Here is a 15,992-nt window from a genome sequence, read left to right on the forward strand (position 1 = left end):
GCCTTGGAGATTACTCAGCGTCAGCAGGTTTTGGCTGACCTGGTTTATGGTCACGCATCTGTTCCATTTTGGCAGCGCGTTTCTGGTAGTTCTCGTTGAACTGTTTTTTCTGCTCAGGTGTCAACAGGTTATACATTTTGTTTTCGGCACGTGCGCGATCCAGCATGCGGTCGGACTGTGCTTTGGTGATGGTATCAATCTGCGATTTCACTTTCGCTTCATCGAAGCTGTCTGAAGCGACTAAGGTGTGCATCTGATCCATCTGCGCTTTCATTGCAGCGCGGTCAGGGCGCGCGCCGCTGTCTTTCATAATTTCTTTCATCTGAGTTTTCTGCTGCTCAGTCAGGTTCAGACCTGCGAACGGGTTCATATGATGCGGGCCTTTATGGTGCATCATTTTGCCGTGAGTCGCAGCAGGTGCGTCAGTTGCCGGAGTGGCCGTGGTTTCAGCAGCAAACGCGAAAGAAGCAGAGCTCAGAGCCAGAGTTGAAGCCACAATCATTGCGGTAAATTTACGCATAATTAAATTCCTCATTGGAGATTCAGGCACATCGCCCGTTTTGTTTCGACGAAAGCAAGTCTACTGAATCCAATGAATAGTAATGCGGGCAAGATGTAAAAGAGTGAAAGCCGAAGTGTCACTTTTCATCCGATCGTGGAGAAAATGTTTAGAAAGCGTAAGGTTGCGAGAACAGGCATGAATGGAAGTTCAGATAAATCTGAGTAATGCGGTGAGTTCACACATTAACATGGTGAATGTTTGGCCGCCAGACTTCTTAAGTAAAGATTGTTTGTTGTTGATGCCGGGTTTACATCGCCGGAAGTGGGCAAACACCGGCATAATAGTTACCCTTTCGTTAACACCTTATATAACAGTGCAGAGTGCCCATGACTGAATCCCGCTACGAAACTCTCGCGCGCACCTTGCGCAGACAAATCGACACTCAGGTCTGGCTGCCGGGCGACCGCCTGCCTTCCTTACGTGAGTCCTGCAAACAGTCCGGGCTGAGCCTGATGACGGTGTTACAGGCGTACCAGTTGCTGGAAAGTCAGGGCGTGATCGTTGCGCGCCCGCAGTCCGGCTATTACGTCGCGGCAGGTTTGCAGCGTCCGGTTCGCCGCCAGCCCGATGAACGCTTGCACGCCGCCGAACAGGTGGACGTCAACGATGCGATTTTCGATATCCTGAAAGCGGGGCAGGATCCTTCCGTTGTACCGCTGGGTTCGGCATTTCCCGATCCGACATTATTCCCGCAGCCGCGTCTGGCGCGGTCGCTTGCCAGCGCCGTCCGCCGGATGTCACCGCACAGCGCCACCGCCAATTTGCCGCCGGGCAACGAAGAACTGCGCCGCAGCATTGCCCGCCGTTATGCTCAGAATGGTATAGAAGTTGCGCCCGATGAAATCGTCATTACGTCTGGCGCGATGGAATCTTTAGGGCTGAGTTTGCAGGCCGTGACCGAGCCGGGTGACTGGGTGGCGATTGAATCCCCGGCATTTTATGGCGCGTTGCAGGCCATAGAACGGCGAAAGTTGAAAGCCATTGCTATTCCGACCGACGTACGTTTTGGTATGGATCCCGATGCGCTGGAAAAAGCGCTGGAAACCTATCCGATCAAAGCCTGCTGGCTGATGTCGAGTTTTCAGAACCCCCTCGGTTGTACGATGCCGTCCGACAATAAGGCGCGGCTGGTGGATATCCTGCAACGGCATCAGGTGGCGTTAATCGAAGACGACGTTTACAGCGAACTGTATTTTGGCAGTGAACGCCCGGTGCCGCTGAAGGCGTCGGCGTACCGCAGCGAAATCCTTCATTGTTCTTCATTTTCTAAATGTCTGGCACCGGGTTTTCGTGTCGGCTGGGTAGCGGCAGGGAAATACGTTGAGCGTATTGAACGCTTGCAGCTGATGAGTACGTTATCCGCCAGCGTGCCGGTGCAGCTGGCACTGGCAGATTTCCTGCAAAAAGGCGGGCAGCAGGGCGGTTACGACACCCATTTACGCCGCCTGCGCCGTGTGCTGGAACAGCGGCAAATGGCGATGCATCATGCCATCATCAAAGAATTCCCCGCGCAGGTTTCGGTTTCCCAACCGCAGGGCGGCTATTTCCTCTGGCTCGATTTGGGCGATAACGTGGACGCCGCACGTGTCTATCAGCGCGCACTGGCCAAAGGCGTCAGCGTCGCGCCGGGCACGATGTTTTCCGCCGACGAACGTTTCCGCCATTGTTTGCGCATCAATACATCATTCGAATGGGGGCCGCACACCGCCCGCGCTATTTCAGTGCTGGCGGCGCTGGTGGCAGAGGAAATTCGGGGGTGATCGGGAAGTGCTTAACCCCCACCGCCTTTTCAGACGGCTGAGATTTTACGGTTTACCAGCCGCGCTGGATCCTCCCCGCGCTGAAAATCGGGGCTTCATAATTATCAGAGATATTGCGTACCCGATATATTTTCCATGTCATGTCTTCACGCTTCAAATACGTCTCAAGGTGAAGGCTCTTTCCATGGTCAATCCCAAGCCAGACATCCACGATTTTTCCGCCCGGAATACTGCGTATGGACCCGGTCTTAAACGCTGGGATCCACGCTGCGTCATAATCTTGCGTGTACGTAAAATAATCTGCGCTAACGATCTCCTGTTCCGGGATTTTATCCACGGCGGCAAGTCGGCTTAAGGTGTCAGTTGCTACATAACGACGCATTTCAGGCGACTCATACGTCGGAGGAGGATCTTTCAGAAAAGCCGCAAGATAAAATCCATAAAAATCGGTGACCTGTTTAATCACCAACTGATTATCATCGGAACGGGAAGAACACGCTGTTAACAAGCTGAGAGCTAATAGGATAAGTATGCGCATTAGTTCTTCCGGTAAGCATCGCTTCCAGCTCATGATTTTCCCTAATCTGATATTAATTGAGCTGACAAAGTACGCCGCGAAGGTCTGTAGAACAATAAACTGAATGCGCAGGAAGTCATTTTCAGAAGTTTGTTATATGCCATAGAGTTGCAACAGAAATGAAAAATCCCTTGTTTAGTAGCGAGACCGCTAATTGTCAGCGCAATTTGCTGAGAGTACGCTAAAGCCCTTGTAAATTAATGGGTATTTCGAATGGATACGGGAGAGGAACTTCGCGGAACGTACTTTTATAAAGGCGTTTGTAATATTTCCGCCGGAGAACTTTTCTTTTGGATATTTCTTGATGAAATCGGAGACCATTTCAGTGGCATTACCGATCTGGGTGCAATGGCTCTTATTATTCTTGGTCAACCCTCCATTGCTACAAGAGGAAAAGTAGCCTTAACGACAAAGGGGACGTCAGTGGCTTCATTAGCGGCTAGACGGTACTTGGATGTTACTTTACCTTTTCAGCTTCCAACATTTACTAACGCAAGCATCAGGGTGTTAAAGCCAATGTATGTCAATAATTTGGGCGCTTTTGTTGGCCGGACCGTGCCTGTGCTGGGGTGGGTACTGCTTGCGGGAGATGTCGCGGCAATCGTCTATAAGACTACGTCCCATTACAACAAGCTCGCGCGGGGGAACGATAAAATATGGTGACGGATGAATCAGTGCTGCTATTTTTTCGCGAAGAGCTGTCAACTTTAGCAACATGGTCTTTTAAAAAAATTCCACTTGAACTTGATACAATTCTTCAGGAATACGCCTTAGATACAACAGAATTTATAGAGGCGATTGAGAAATACGATGAAGTTTTTGGGGTTGATGTCTCGGCTATCAATTGGGATTGTTATTATCCCTGGGAGATGGAGTGGTTTTTCCGTTCCTGGTTTACAAAAAAACCTCTCGTGCAAACTAAAAAACCACTCACGGTTAAGATGTTTGCGGAATCAGCCAGGGCTGGAAAATGGCTTTATGATTAAGGGGCTTTCGCCCCTTTACAATTATTACGCTATTGCCCGTTCATTCCATGCATCTGTAAACTGGATATTCCCGTCGCAATACTTCCAGGTGATTTTCTCATAACGGAACTGAACGGATTCGTTATGACCGGTGCCTGTAACAGAAAAATATCGTGCATAATTGGCGTTATCGATACGACCTTTACGCCTTCCATGAACATATTGAAATATTCCACTTCCTGACCGGCATCATTGATGCAATACCATTTTAATTCTGCTGAATGGAATGTCTGGCCAGAGGCGACTGCTTTATAGAGGTAAGGGCTTGATGAATCGAACTCTTTTTCAATCAGCATTGCTGCGTGTTTACGGGTTCCCGTTAGTTTCCCCGTATTATTGTCAGTGGGGATATTTAAATTATGAGTAAACCCACGAACCTCAATACTCCCTTCGCGCTTCATAACATCAACAGAACCCTTGATATCCGCTCCGCCATCATCTTTGAGCCATAAATAAGCTGGAATTGCCATTCGTAAAACTCCCTATAAATTTGAAGTTTTACGTTAAGCCTGCGAGCAGGCATAAACAATTATCGATTTGTGATTTAGCTTATTTTTCAGAGGTTTGTTATACGCAAACGCATTAGCCGAAACGCTTATTTGCCGCCCGGATTCACAAATCCTGCTCCCTTAATGTCTTCCCGACATTTCCGCCGGGATGCACTTTCAGAAGCCTTTGCTGATCGAAGCCGTTGCGCAGCATGATGTTGCCGCACAGCGCGTCGAAAACGGCCAGCACCAGAACAATGGACGTGGTGGCCAGCATATTGAGCGGGTCTATTTCCTGCTGGATATGCGTTTTCACGACCAGCGTGGCGGCGCGCGCAATGGCGGAATCCAGATTTTCTGTCACGCTGATGATGGCGACGCCTTTGGTTTTCAGAGTCGGCAACAGGCGCGTCAGTTCTTCGGAATTTCCGCCGCGTGAAATCAGGATAATCAGGTCGTCACTGCGCAGAAAACCCAGGTCGCCGTGCGCGGCGTCGGTGGCGCTGATATACACCGACGGCTGTTCAACACACGCCAGCATGTGCGCAATTTTACGTGCTGCAATGCCGGAAGTGCCGACGCCGGTGACGGCAATTTTGCCTTTGCAACCGGTCACCAGCGTCAGCAACTGACGCCAGATATCAGCGTCCAGATGGTTTTGCAGTGCCAGCAGTTCCTGGCTGTACGTCCGCCAGCCCTGGCACGCCAGCTGAAATTCCTCGTCAGCGGTCATTGTTCTTCCCCCTGCATCAGGCGGCGGTATTTCATGCTGTCGTGATACATCTCATGAAATACGCGGTATTTGCGGTCGTAATACTCTTTGATTTTGTTGGTTTGCGGCGTGACAGTTTTGCCTATGCGGCTCATGGCGGCCATCGCTTCGGGCAGAGAATCGTACGCGCCGGCGGCCACGGTGCCCATCATGGCGCTGCCGAGCAACATCGCTTCGCTCTCTTCCGGCAACAGCATCGCGCAGCCTGTCGCGTTGGAATGCTCCTGCACAAACACCGGGTTTTTGGTGCCGCCGCCGCTCGCCATCATGGTATCAATGCGGTAGCCGCTCTGATTCATGGTTTCAATGATATGACGGGTGCCGAGCGCCAGCGCCTGGATCGTTGCGAGATAATGCAGCGCCATGTCCTCCGGCGTGCGCGAGAGTTTCAGGCCGGTCAGCGTGCCGGTGAGCGTCGGGTTGGCGCGCGGCGAACGGTTGCCGTGGAAGTAGGGCAACATATGAATGTCTTGGGTCAGGAACGCGATGTTTTCCGGTTCACCCGCCATTTTGCGCAGCAGACTGTTGAGTATTTCATAAATGGTTTTGCCGCTGTCTTTGCCCTGTTTCAGTAAATCCTGATAGCACGGATGTGACTGAATCACGTGGTCGATCAGCGCTCCGGTGGTGGACTGGCCGCCTTCGTTAAGCCAGTAATCCGGCAGGATCGCGGAGAAATATGGCCCCCAGATGCCGCCGATGTAGCGTGCGCTGCGGGACATCGCCATATGCGCCGTAGAAGTGCCGCCAATGAGCGCGATGCGGTTGTCGAAATCGGCGGATTCACCCGATGCGCCGCTGGCACCGAGAATGCCGAGGCTGCCCGCGTGCGCATCAATAATGGAGACGCTGACCGCGGTTCCTGCCATCAGCCCCATTTCAGCGGCGGCGCGCTGTGTCAGGCCGTGGCCCAGCGGTTCGCCCATGGTTTTGACTTCGCTGCCGATTTTAGCGGCATTGTTTTCCAGCAAATCTTCCAGACCAATCTGGCGGAAATAGCTCGGATCCCAGCGGTCTTCGTGGCCGATATAGGTCCATTTACACACCGTTGAACACAGTGAACGCGTGGTACTTTGTGTGGCGCGCCAGGTCAGGAAATCTGGCAAATCAAACAGATGCCCGACGTTATTCCACGTCGTCGGCATATGTTGTTTCAGCCACAGGAGTTTTGGCGTCTGCATTTCTGGCGAAATAATCCCGCCGACGAATTCCAGCACGCGGTGGCCGGTGGCGTTGATGCGTTCGGCCTGCGTGATGGCGCGGTGATCCATCCAAACAATAATGTTCTGCTCGCTGCGGCCGGACGGGCTGACGGTCAGCGGTTTACCTTCTTTATCGAGCACCACCAGCGAACAGGTGGCGTCAAAGCCGATGCCTTTTACCTGAATCGGGTTGATGTCGGCCTGATTCACCGCGTCTTTGACGGCGTTGCAGACGGATTGCCAGATCTCATCGGAAGACTGCTCGACGAAATCGGCTTTCGGGCGGTACAGCGTAATCTCGCGGCTGGCCTGACCGACCATGCGGCCGGTCATGTCGAAGACGCCCGCACGGGCGCTGCCGGTTCCTACGTCAACTCCAATAAAATAACTCGCCATGTTTTTTCCCTTCGGTAAAAGCAATTCGCTTAAGATTTTCTGTTTTGTAAGGCGATAAACAGGATCAGGACGCCGCCCCAGAGTGCCATCGTCAGGTAACTGCTGACGCCCATCAGGTTCAGGCCGCTTTCCAGCATTTGCAGGACGATCAGCGCCAGCACCAGCCCGATGACCCGCCCGAATCCGCCGTCGGGGTTGATCCCGCCAAGCACGGACGCAAGAATGGTCACCAGCAGATACGAGTCGCCGTAGCCCGCTTTCGCCGAGTTAAATTTAGACATCATCAGCAGCGCCGCGCCCCAGCCAAGCAGGGCGGAAAGTACGTACACCGCGATGGTGACTTTATGTGTGTTGACGCCGCTAAAGCGCGTGGCCTGTTCGTTGGAACCCATCAGATACAAACTGCGGCCGAGCGTGGTGTGTTCCAGCAAAACCCACAGCAGCAGCGCCACCAGCAGGAAAAGCAGCAGGGCGACCGGAATACCCAGCAGGCTGCCGTTGCTCAGATACTGAATCGCCGCCGGGAAGCCGGAAATCACTGCACCGTTAGTGAGTAAAATGTTCAGCCCGGCAATCAGCGTCATGGTGCCGAGCGTTGCCAGAATCGGGGAAACGCCGACGTACGCAATCAGCGCGCCGTTCAGCACCCCAATCACCACCGCAACGGCCAGCCCGGCGAGCATCGCCAGCGCGAAATAACCCGGCTGGTCAGGATGCGCCACCAGAATCGCAGCCATCGCCAGCGAACAGGCATTAGCCCCGGCAATGACGGAAAGGTTGATACCGCCGGTCAGCATGGTGATGCCCATGCCTAACGCCAGCATGCCCAGAATCGGCAACTGCGAGGAAATCGACTGGAAATTGCCGACGCTGTAAAAACTGCCGCCCAGCGTGAAGGAAAACAGCACGGCGACAGCGACGATGATCAGCAACTGCAAGCGGATGATGCGGTCGCCGGGGAGAATTCGGGTTAAGGTCGTCATGTCACATCCCCTTCGCCAGTTTGCGTTTTTCGTTCCACGCGGTGCTGCTGATGCTGACCAGAATGATCACGCCGCTGAAAACCTGATGCCAGTAAGACGAAATGCTCAGTAATGTCAGCCCGTTTTGCAGGAAGGCCAGCAGCATTACGCCGAGAATGGTGCCGGTCAGCGAACCGCGCCCGCCGGTCATGCTGGTACCGCCTAACACCACCGCCGCCAGCACCGTCAGTTCATAACCGAGCAGGGAATTGGGCGCGACCGACTGCGTGATTTGCGCCTGTACGACCGCCGCAATGCCCGCCAGCAAACCCATAAAGCCGTAAACGTAGAAGTGCAGGCGCAGAATGTTCAGGCCGAGGCGCGAGGCGGCGTCACGGTTGCTGCCCATCGCGTAAATCTGGCGGCCTACGCGGGTGCGGTTCATGAGTACGCCGGTGGCGATAATCACACCGAGCAGGCTGAGCAGCGGCAATGTCAGGCCGTAGTCATAGCCGTCGGCGGCAGTGAACGAGAACCAGCTGATGCCGTTCATAAACCAGTCCGGGAAACCGTACAGCCAGGTGCCGTTGGTCAGATAAACCAGCAAACCGTAAAACAGGTTCAGCGTGGCAATGGTGATGATAATTGCCGGAACGCGCAGCCAGTAGACCAGGAATCCGTTCACCAGCCCGAGCAGCAAACCGGTACCCATCGACATCGCAAACGCCAGCGGAAAACTGCCGCCGTGGTGAATGATGTAACTCGCCATTACGTACTGGCCGATTGAGGTCACGGCAGGGAAGGAGATATCAATGCCGCCGGCAATCAGCACCACGAACAGGCCACAGGCCAGAATGCCGAGAATGGCGTAGCTGGTGGCGACGTCGGTGAGATTGCCGAGCGTCATAAATTCACTGGTGCGCAGGCTCAGACCGATGACCAGCAGCAGAACCAGTAATCCCAGCCAGAATTCGTGCTGAGAAAACAATTTGGAGAGCTTTTTGTTATCCATTGATTGCCTCCGCAATCTGCGCTTCGCTGCTCTGGTGCGGAGCAAACTCCGCCACCAGCTGGCCTTTGCGCATCACCAGCACGCGGTGACTGTTGTAATAAGCTTCGGGAATTTCATCGCAAATCATCAGAACGGCCATGCCGGATTCCGCCAGATCGCGCGCAATACGGTAAATGCCTTCTTTGTTGGCGATATCCACGCCGACCGTCGGCGAATCCAGGATCAGAATATGTGGCTGCGTCGCCACCCATTTGGCGATGGCGATTCGCTGCGCATTCCCGCCGGATAACGTTTTAACCGGCAGCGCGCTGTCCGAGACTTTAATGTTCAGGTCGCGGATCAGATCTTTCACCACGGCGGCCGCTTTGCGGTGATCCATCAGGCCGGTGGCGGTGTGCAGCTTGTCGAAAATGGACACCAGCGTGTTGTCATAAATTGACTGCTCCATGACCAGCCCTTGCGTCAGGCGATCTTCAGAGACATACGCGATGCCGTGGCGGATAGCGTCGCGGTTACTGTGAAATTTCACCGCATTGCCGTTCACGCGGATTTCACCGCTGTCAGGCTGGCTCATGCCGAACAGGCTCAGGCACAGTTCGGTGCGCCCCGATCCCAGCAGGCCGATAATCGAGGTAATTTCGCCCTGACGCAGCGACAGCGAAATATCCTGATACTGGCCTTTGCGGCTCAGATGGCTGACTTCCAGCAGCGGCGTGGCTTCAGCGGGCGCGCGGTGCGGCAGATGGCTGTAGCTAAAACGTTGCCCGGTCATCAGGAATGCCAGCTCGTTGCTGTCGAGCGAACTCGCCGGATAGGTGCCGACCAGTTTGCCGTCGCGCATGACACTTATCCGGTCGGCGACTTCCATCACTTCATCTAAACGGTGGCTGACGAAAACCACGCAAATGCCCGCCGCTTTCAGCTCATTAACCACCCGCAGCAGGCCGTTCACCTCGGTGCGGGTCAGTGACGCGGTGGGTTCGTCCATGATCACCAGGCTGGCGTCAGCAGCGATTGCCCGGCATATTGCCACCAGTTGACGGTCGGCGATCGATAACTTTTCGACTTTACGATCCGGGTCGAGAGAAACCCCAACCCGTTGCATAGCCGCTATCGCTTTTTTGCGCATTGCCTCGCGATGTACCCAAAAATCGCCGCCCGGCAAATAGCGGTGAATCGCTATATTTTCGGCCACCGATAAATTGGGGAATAAAGAAAGGTCCTGATAAATCACCTGAATGCCGTAATAAGAAGAGAGTTGCGGCGTTAAGGAATGAAATAGTTTGCCGTCCAGCGTAATCGCGGCGCCTTTTTCCGGCTGATAAACGCCGGAAATGACTTTAATAATTGTGCTTTTCCCGCAGCCATTCTGGCCCGCCAGACAATGTACTTCGCCTTTATTTAAGGTGAGCGAGACGTTATCCAGTGCCAGTACGCCGGGGAATTTTTTGCTGATTTTATCGAGGCTGATAAACGCCTCAGCAGGAACGACGGGCGTGAGTGTATTCATCACATTATCCTTACAGCATATATTTATTTTTTTTGAGGATTTTGGGGGAAACAAATACGGCACAACAAACAACGCCCTATTTGTTTCATTCCCCTGGTGTGGCGCGGGAGATAATGTATCTCCGGTAAAAATGAAAACTATTTTATGAAATCAGAAGCCGAGTGATTTCGCGTTATCCGGTGTGACTTCGAGGATTTTATTAAAGCGAATCACGTGTTTTTCGGTATCCACATCGGCTTTCCCTAAGGTGTCGATGGTCAGATCCTTCGTCACTTCTTTACCCTGCAACAGCTGGTCGGCAACGGTAACCAGCGCGTAACCGGCATCTTTCGGGTCCCACAGCAGGACTTTCTTAATGTCACCGCGCATCAGGTAAGGCGCGGCCTGCGCTGGCATCGCGATACCGACGACGGCGATTTTATTTTTCGCACGTTTTTGCTGTACGGCCTGACCGGCACCGATCGGGCCGAGTGATCCGAAACCGATTATCCCTTTCAGATCAGGATAGGTTTTCATCAGATCCAGCGTGGTGGAGTAGGACTTGTCGATATTTTCAGCCACCGGCAAACGTGAGGTGACTTCGTGCATATCCGGGTATTTTTCTTTCTGATATTTAATTGCCGCGTCAGCCCACGCGTTATGCAATGGCACGGTCAGGGAACCGACATAAATAGCATAACCGCCTTTGCTGCCCATATCTTTTGCCAGTTCATCCATATTGGCTTCAGCATATTTCTGGCTGTCGATGGTTTCGATATCCCACTGACCAATCTGCTGATCCGGGGATTCGTGGGTTAATACGACGATGCCCTGATCGCGGGCTTTTTTCAGCACCGGTTCCAGCACTTTGGCATCGTTCGGCACCACGATAATCGCATCCACCTTTTTAGCGATGAGATCTTCAATGACTTTCACCTGCTGAGCCGGGTCTGGCGTTGAAGCACCCACCTGATACGCGTTGACGTCCAGTTTCTGCGCCGCTTCTTTTACGCCAACTTCCATGCGGGTGAACCAGGGAATGCCGGTGACCTTCGCCACGACGGCGATGTCGTAGGGTTTATTGGCAGCGAAAGTCGGTGTCGTGAATAACATGCATGCTGAAACCACACATGCACTGACTAATGCGAGGTTAAATTTCATGTCTGTACCTTTCTTATGAGGGTTTGTGTAGGGGCGGTCGGGGTAAATGCCGCAATCAGAGATTAACTTAACGGGAAAGCGCTTTTCGCGTGCTCGTGAACGAAGTGTGATCAAAGTCCGTAATTGTTAATTTATATGAGCAATAAGGTTAAATTTAAGTTTCATAAATTCGAGTTTCAGGCATGCGTTGCAGAGAGAACTGAAGTTACCGATAACAAGATCACGGTTGTGTAACAATTTAATAACAACCACGTATCAATAAAACAAAGCTGATGGATTTTTGAGCCCTAAAACTTTCTCACACGTTTTTATTTGCGCAGAATGTGAACACGGTCACGGGGCGGAAATGCTCCAAACGGGTGCGTGATTGCACCGCTATCGGGCGATGTGCTGCCGCAGTGCATCAGCGCATCAGCGCCAGATCACAATCCTGCACAATATCTGCCATCAGAAATCAAAATAATTCCCTGCATACTCATTCCTTTCCCCTCGTTGCTGCAAAAGGGGATTTTTTCTTTTATTCATTTTTTATGCAATTTAAGTGAATAACAGGCGGTATTAAGTGGTTGTTTTTTCTGGGTGTCGCCTTTTTTATTCACTTTTTCCCTTTGCTGGCACGAAGACTGCAATCTATGATGTGACTGAGTGAGATTATTTATTAACTTTTAAATAACAAATTAATAACTGTATTCCCTGCCAGTCCGGGGGGCGGAAACGGTCACCCTGAATTCAGCCAGTCACTGAGACTTAATAAAGAGGTTTATATGGAACACCAACAGCAGCCGCAAAATGTCAGCCGCCATAACTTTGATGACTGGATGGTGCCGGTTTACGCTCCGGCCGCGTTTATTCCGGTGCGTGGCGAAGGATCCTGGCTGTGGGATCAGGCCGACAAAGACTACGTGGATTTTGCAGGCGGTATTGCGGTGAATGCGCTGGGACATGCGCACCCTGAAATTCGTAAGACGCTGCATGAGCAGGCCGATAAAGTCTGGCATCTGGGCAACGGCTATACCAATGAGCCGGTGCTGCGTCTGGCAAAACAACTGATCGACGCGACGTTTGCCGACAAAGTTTTTTTCTGTAATTCCGGTGCGGAAGCCAATGAAGCGGCACTCAAACTGGCGCGGTTGTACGGGCATAAAGCGGGTGGCGATAAGAACGAGATTATTGCCTTCAAAAACGCCTTCCACGGCCGCACGTTGTTCACCGTCACCGCTGGCGGTCAGCCTAAATATTCCGAAGATTTTGCGCCGTTGCCACCGGCCATTACGCATCTGCCGTTTAACGATCTTTCCGCCGTTGCCAGCCAGATTTCTTCGCGTACCTGTGCCGTGATTGTTGAACCGGTCCAGGGCGAAGGCGGCGTGGTGCCTGCCGATGCGCAATTCCTGCAAGGGCTGCGTGAGCTGTGCGACAAACATCAGGCGGTGCTGATTTTTGATGAAGTCCAGACCGGCGTTGGGCGTACCGGCGAGCTGTATGCCTACCAGCATTACGGCGTGGTGCCGGACATTTTAACCAGCGCCAAAGCGCTCGGCGGCGGTTTCCCGATTGGGGCGATGCTGACGACTGACCGCTACGCCGTTCTGTTCCAGCCGGGCACGCACGGCACTACCTACGGTGGCAACCCGCTGGCGACGGCGGTGGCGGGTAAAGTTTTTGAGATGATTAATACGCCGGAAGTCCTGTCGGGCGTGCAGAAACGTCACCAGTGGTTTATCGACGGCCTGAAACGCATTAACGACCGTTATCACGTCTTCAGCGAAGTGCGCGGGCAAGGCCTGTTGCTCGGCGCGGTGATGAGTGAACGCTATAAAGATCAGGCGAAACAGCTGAATACGCTGGCAGCCGAGGAAGGGCTGATTGCGCTGATTGCCGGGCCAAACGTGCTGCGCTTCGCGCCGTCGCTGATTATTCCCGGTGCAGATATTGAAGAAGGGCTGAACCGCCTGGAACGCGCCGTGGCGCGCCTTTGCGTGTGATGGTCTGGCATAAATAAGCTTTGGGATGAAAGAGGTAGAGCATCATGATGTTGATTCGACCTGTGCGGCCCGGCGATCTCGCCGATATCCTGCTGTTGTCAGGCAAAACCGGCATCGGTTTAACGTCTTTGCCCAAGGATGAAGCGCATTTACGCGGACGCATTGAGCGTTCGGTGGCGACCTGGGAAGGTCGCCTTGAGAAAGCCGATCAGGGCTATTTGTTTGTGCTCGAAGACACGGAACTTGAAAAAGTCGTGGGCGTCAGCGCCATCGAAGTGGCCGTCGGGCTGAGCGAACCCTGGTATAACTTCCGCCTCGGCACGCTGGTTCACGCCTCAAAAAGCCTGAATATCTACAAACCGGTGCCGACGCTGTTTCTCAGCAACGACCACACCGGTTACACCGAACTTTGCACGCTGTTCCTCGATCCGGATTATCGCCACGGAAAAAACGGCCAGCTGTTATCAAAAGTTCGCTTCCTGTTTCTGGCGGCTTTTCGCGAATATTTCTCCCGCAAGGTGATTGCGGAGATGCGCGGGATGTCCGACGACAACGGCTGTTCTCCGTTCTGGGACAGCGTCGGGCGGCATTTCTTCGGTATGGAATTCGCCGAAGCCGACCGCCTGACCGGTATGGGGCAAAAGTCCTTTATCGCCGAACTGATGCCGAAACATCCGCTATACACCGAACTGCTCAGCCACGAAGCGCGGGAAGTGATTGGTGCTGTCCATCCGCAAACCGCACCGGCGCGCGCCGTGCTGGAAGGCGAAGGGCTGCGCTACGAAGGCTACGTTGATATTTTTGACGCGGGCCCGACGCTGGAAGGCGAAATTGATTCGCTGCGCGCCGTCAGAGAAAGCCGCCTGTTGCCAGCCCGGCTGGCAGAACATCGCGCTGACCGTGACGAGCCACAATATCTGGTCGCCAACGAGCAGTACCAGAATTTTCGCGCCTTGCTGATCCCCGGCGGCGATTCGCCGGAATCTGTTCAGTTAAACGCCCGCGAAGCCGACATGCTCGGCGTTCGTGAAGGCGACAGCCTGCGCGCCGTGGCACTTTTTCCCGGCAGCAGCGCCACCCAACCGACACAATTTCACAAAAAGGAAAGTCTCGCATGATGCAACCCGCACTCTTTATTCAGGGCCAGTGGCGCAGCGGGCAGGGCGCGCAGCTCAGCAAAACCAATCCGGCGGATAATACGTTGTTGTGGTCGGCACTGAGCGCTGACGCGCAAGACGTTGAAATGGCCTGCACGGCAGCACGCACGGCGTTTCCGGCGTGGGCCCGTAAAACCGTGGCTGAACGTAGCGAGGTGATTAAACGTTTTGCGGATTTACTGACCGAACATAAAACCCGTCTGGCGGAAATCATCAGCCAGGAAACCAGCAAACCGCGCTGGGAAACGCTGACAGAAATCCAGGCGATGATCGGCAAAGTAGCCATTTCTCTGGAAGCCAATCAGCAGCGTACCGGCGAAAAACACACCGCGATGCCGGACGGCGAAGCGGTATTACGCCACCGTCCGCACGGCGTTCTGGCGGTGTTCGGGCCGTATAACTTCCCCGGTCATCTGCCAAACGGCCACATCGTTCCGGCATTGCTGGCGGGCAATACCCTCGTTTTCAAGCCGAGCGAGCTGACGCCGAAAACGGCGGAAGAAACCGTGAAACTCTGGCAGCAGGCCGGTTTACCGGAAGGCGTGCTGAATCTGGTGCAGGGCGGGCGCACGACCGGTGAAGCGCTGGCGGCCTGCGGGAATATCGACGGGCTGCTGTTTACTGGCAGCGCGGGCACGGGCTATCAGCTGCATCGCCAGCTGGCGGGGCAGCCGGAAAAAATTCTGGCGCTGGAAATGGGCGGCAATAACGCGCTGATTGTTGAACCGGTTGAGGATATCGATGCCGCGGTTAATCTGACCATTCAGTCCGCGTTTATTTCTGCCGGGCAGCGTTGTACCTGCGCGCGCCGTTTGCTGGTGAAAGAAGGCGCGGCGGGTGATGCGTTTATCGCACGCCTGCTGGATGTCACGATGCAGCTGCGCGTGGGCGGCTGGAATGACGAACCGCAACCGTTTATGGGCGGTGTGATTTCCGATGCCGCAGCGCGCAACATGCTGAAAGCGCAGGACGAATTGCTGGCACTTGGCGGCAAACCACTGTTGCTGCTGACGCGTCCGGATCCGCTGAATACGGTGCTGACGCCGGGGATTATTGATCTCACTGGCGTGGCCGGCATTCCGGATGAAGAATATTTTGGCCCGCTGCTGAGCATTTACCGTTACAGCGATTTTGACAGCGCCATCCGTCTCGCCAATCAGACCCGCTTCGGGCTGGCGACCGGGCTGATTTCAACAGAGCGCGTTCAGTTTGAGCAGCTATTATTGGAAGCAAGGGCGGGGATTGTGAACTGGAACAAACCGCTGACCGGGGCATCGAGCAATGCGCCATTCGGCGGTATTGGTGCTTCCGGTAACCATCGCCCGAGCGCTTATTATGCAGCGGATTACTGCGCGTGGCCGATGGCCTCGCTGGAAACAGACAAGCTGGAACTTCCTGCGACGCTGTCGCCGGGTGTTGATTTCCGCACAACCTGAGGAGAGCT

Annotated in this window: 14 protein-coding genes and 1 pseudogene; 6 read left to right on the top strand and 9 right to left on the bottom strand. The window is 53.9% G+C overall.

Annotation, left to right across the window (positions count from 1 at the left end; genetic code table 11):
• Window positions 1-10 precede the first annotated feature (10 nt).
• Window positions 11-520, bottom strand: a complete 510-nt coding sequence (gene spy, locus IV433_RS02080) for an ATP-independent periplasmic protein-refolding chaperone Spy (RefSeq protein ID WP_195812632.1) — start codon at window positions 518-520, stop codon at window positions 11-13.
• A gap of 368 nt (window positions 521-888) precedes the next feature.
• Between spy and IV433_RS02085 the strand changes: the two genes are divergently transcribed.
• The gene (locus IV433_RS02085) at window positions 889-2,322 is read left to right on the top strand and encodes an aminotransferase-like domain-containing protein (protein WP_195812631.1); all 1,434 of its coding nucleotides are present in this window, start codon (window positions 889-891) and stop codon (window positions 2,320-2,322) included.
• Window positions 2,323-2,374: 52 nt separating this feature from the next.
• Here the strand turns inward: IV433_RS02085 and IV433_RS02090 are convergent, their stop codons facing one another.
• Complete coding sequence (locus IV433_RS02090) at window positions 2,375-2,860, bottom strand: YbjP/YqhG family protein (protein ID WP_195812630.1); 486 nt, start codon at window positions 2,858-2,860, stop codon at window positions 2,375-2,377.
• Window positions 2,861-3,112: 252 nt separating this feature from the next.
• On the opposite strand from IV433_RS02090, the gene IV433_RS02095 reads away from it, so the two are divergent.
• Both IV433_RS02095 and IV433_RS02100 read left to right on the top strand, forming a co-directional pair.
• Window positions 3,113-3,562: an STM2901 family protein gene (locus IV433_RS02095; protein ID WP_195812629.1), complete on the top strand. Its 450-nt coding sequence runs from the start codon at window positions 3,113-3,115 to the stop codon at window positions 3,560-3,562.
• Window positions 3,556-3,885, top strand: coding sequence for a DUF1493 family protein (locus IV433_RS02100; RefSeq protein ID WP_195812628.1), 330 nt, complete (start codon window positions 3,556-3,558; stop codon window positions 3,883-3,885). The genes IV433_RS02095 and IV433_RS02100 overlap by 7 nt, the downstream gene beginning before the upstream one ends.
• Window positions 3,886-3,909: 24 nt before the next feature.
• Here IV433_RS02100 and IV433_RS02105 read toward each other — a convergent pair.
• The 7 genes and pseudogenes from IV433_RS02105 to IV433_RS02135 form a co-directional block, all read right to left on the bottom strand.
• A pseudogene (locus tag IV433_RS02105) lies at window positions 3,910-4,394 on the bottom strand (Hcp family type VI secretion system effector).
• 142 nt (window positions 4,395-4,536) lie between these two features.
• The gene (locus IV433_RS02110; RefSeq protein ID WP_195812627.1) at window positions 4,537-5,145 is read right to left on the bottom strand and encodes a KpsF/GutQ family sugar-phosphate isomerase; all 609 of its coding nucleotides are present in this window, start codon (window positions 5,143-5,145) and stop codon (window positions 4,537-4,539) included.
• Complete coding sequence (locus IV433_RS02115) at window positions 5,142-6,782, bottom strand: FGGY-family carbohydrate kinase (RefSeq protein WP_195812626.1); 1,641 nt, start codon at window positions 6,780-6,782, stop codon at window positions 5,142-5,144. The genes IV433_RS02110 and IV433_RS02115 overlap by 4 nt, the downstream gene beginning before the upstream one ends.
• 29 nt (window positions 6,783-6,811) lie before the next feature.
• Window positions 6,812-7,765, bottom strand: coding sequence for an ABC transporter permease (locus IV433_RS02120; protein ID WP_195812625.1), 954 nt, complete (start codon window positions 7,763-7,765; stop codon window positions 6,812-6,814).
• Between the two features lies 1 nt (window position 7,766).
• Window positions 7,767-8,756, bottom strand: a complete 990-nt coding sequence (locus IV433_RS02125) for an ABC transporter permease (RefSeq protein ID WP_101078742.1) — start codon at window positions 8,754-8,756, stop codon at window positions 7,767-7,769.
• Window positions 8,749-10,266, bottom strand: coding sequence for a sugar ABC transporter ATP-binding protein (locus IV433_RS02130; protein WP_195812624.1), 1,518 nt, complete (start codon window positions 10,264-10,266; stop codon window positions 8,749-8,751). The genes IV433_RS02125 and IV433_RS02130 overlap by 8 nt, the downstream gene beginning before the upstream one ends.
• 150 nt (window positions 10,267-10,416) lie before the next feature.
• Window positions 10,417-11,406 (bottom strand): autoinducer 2 ABC transporter substrate-binding protein, encoded by a 990-nt coding sequence (locus IV433_RS02135; RefSeq protein WP_195812623.1) that lies wholly within the window; start codon window positions 11,404-11,406, stop codon window positions 10,417-10,419.
• A 764-nt stretch (window positions 11,407-12,170) separates the two neighbouring features.
• On the opposite strand from IV433_RS02135, the gene IV433_RS02140 reads away from it, so the two are divergent.
• From IV433_RS02140 to astD, 3 genes are read left to right on the top strand one after another with little or no spacing between them, the layout of a single operon-like run.
• Window positions 12,171-13,391 carry an aspartate aminotransferase family protein gene (locus tag IV433_RS02140; protein ID WP_195812622.1) on the top strand — a complete coding sequence of 407 codons (1,221 nt, stop codon included), beginning with the start codon at window positions 12,171-12,173 and terminating at the stop codon, window positions 13,389-13,391.
• A 44-nt stretch (window positions 13,392-13,435) separates the two neighbouring features.
• The gene (astA, locus tag IV433_RS02145; protein WP_195812621.1) at window positions 13,436-14,509 is read left to right on the top strand and encodes an arginine N-succinyltransferase; all 1,074 of its coding nucleotides are present in this window, start codon (window positions 13,436-13,438) and stop codon (window positions 14,507-14,509) included.
• A complete protein-coding gene (gene astD / locus IV433_RS02150; protein ID WP_195812620.1) occupies window positions 14,506-15,984 on the top strand; it encodes a succinylglutamate-semialdehyde dehydrogenase in 1,479 nt (492 codons plus the stop codon). Before astA ends, astD begins: the two co-directional genes overlap by 4 nt.
• Window positions 15,985-15,992 lie beyond the last annotated feature (8 nt).

The sequence above is a fragment of the Rahnella laticis genome, assembly GCF_015644585.1.
In the GTDB taxonomy this organism is placed as follows: Bacteria; Pseudomonadota; Gammaproteobacteria; order Enterobacterales; family Enterobacteriaceae; genus Rahnella; species Rahnella laticis.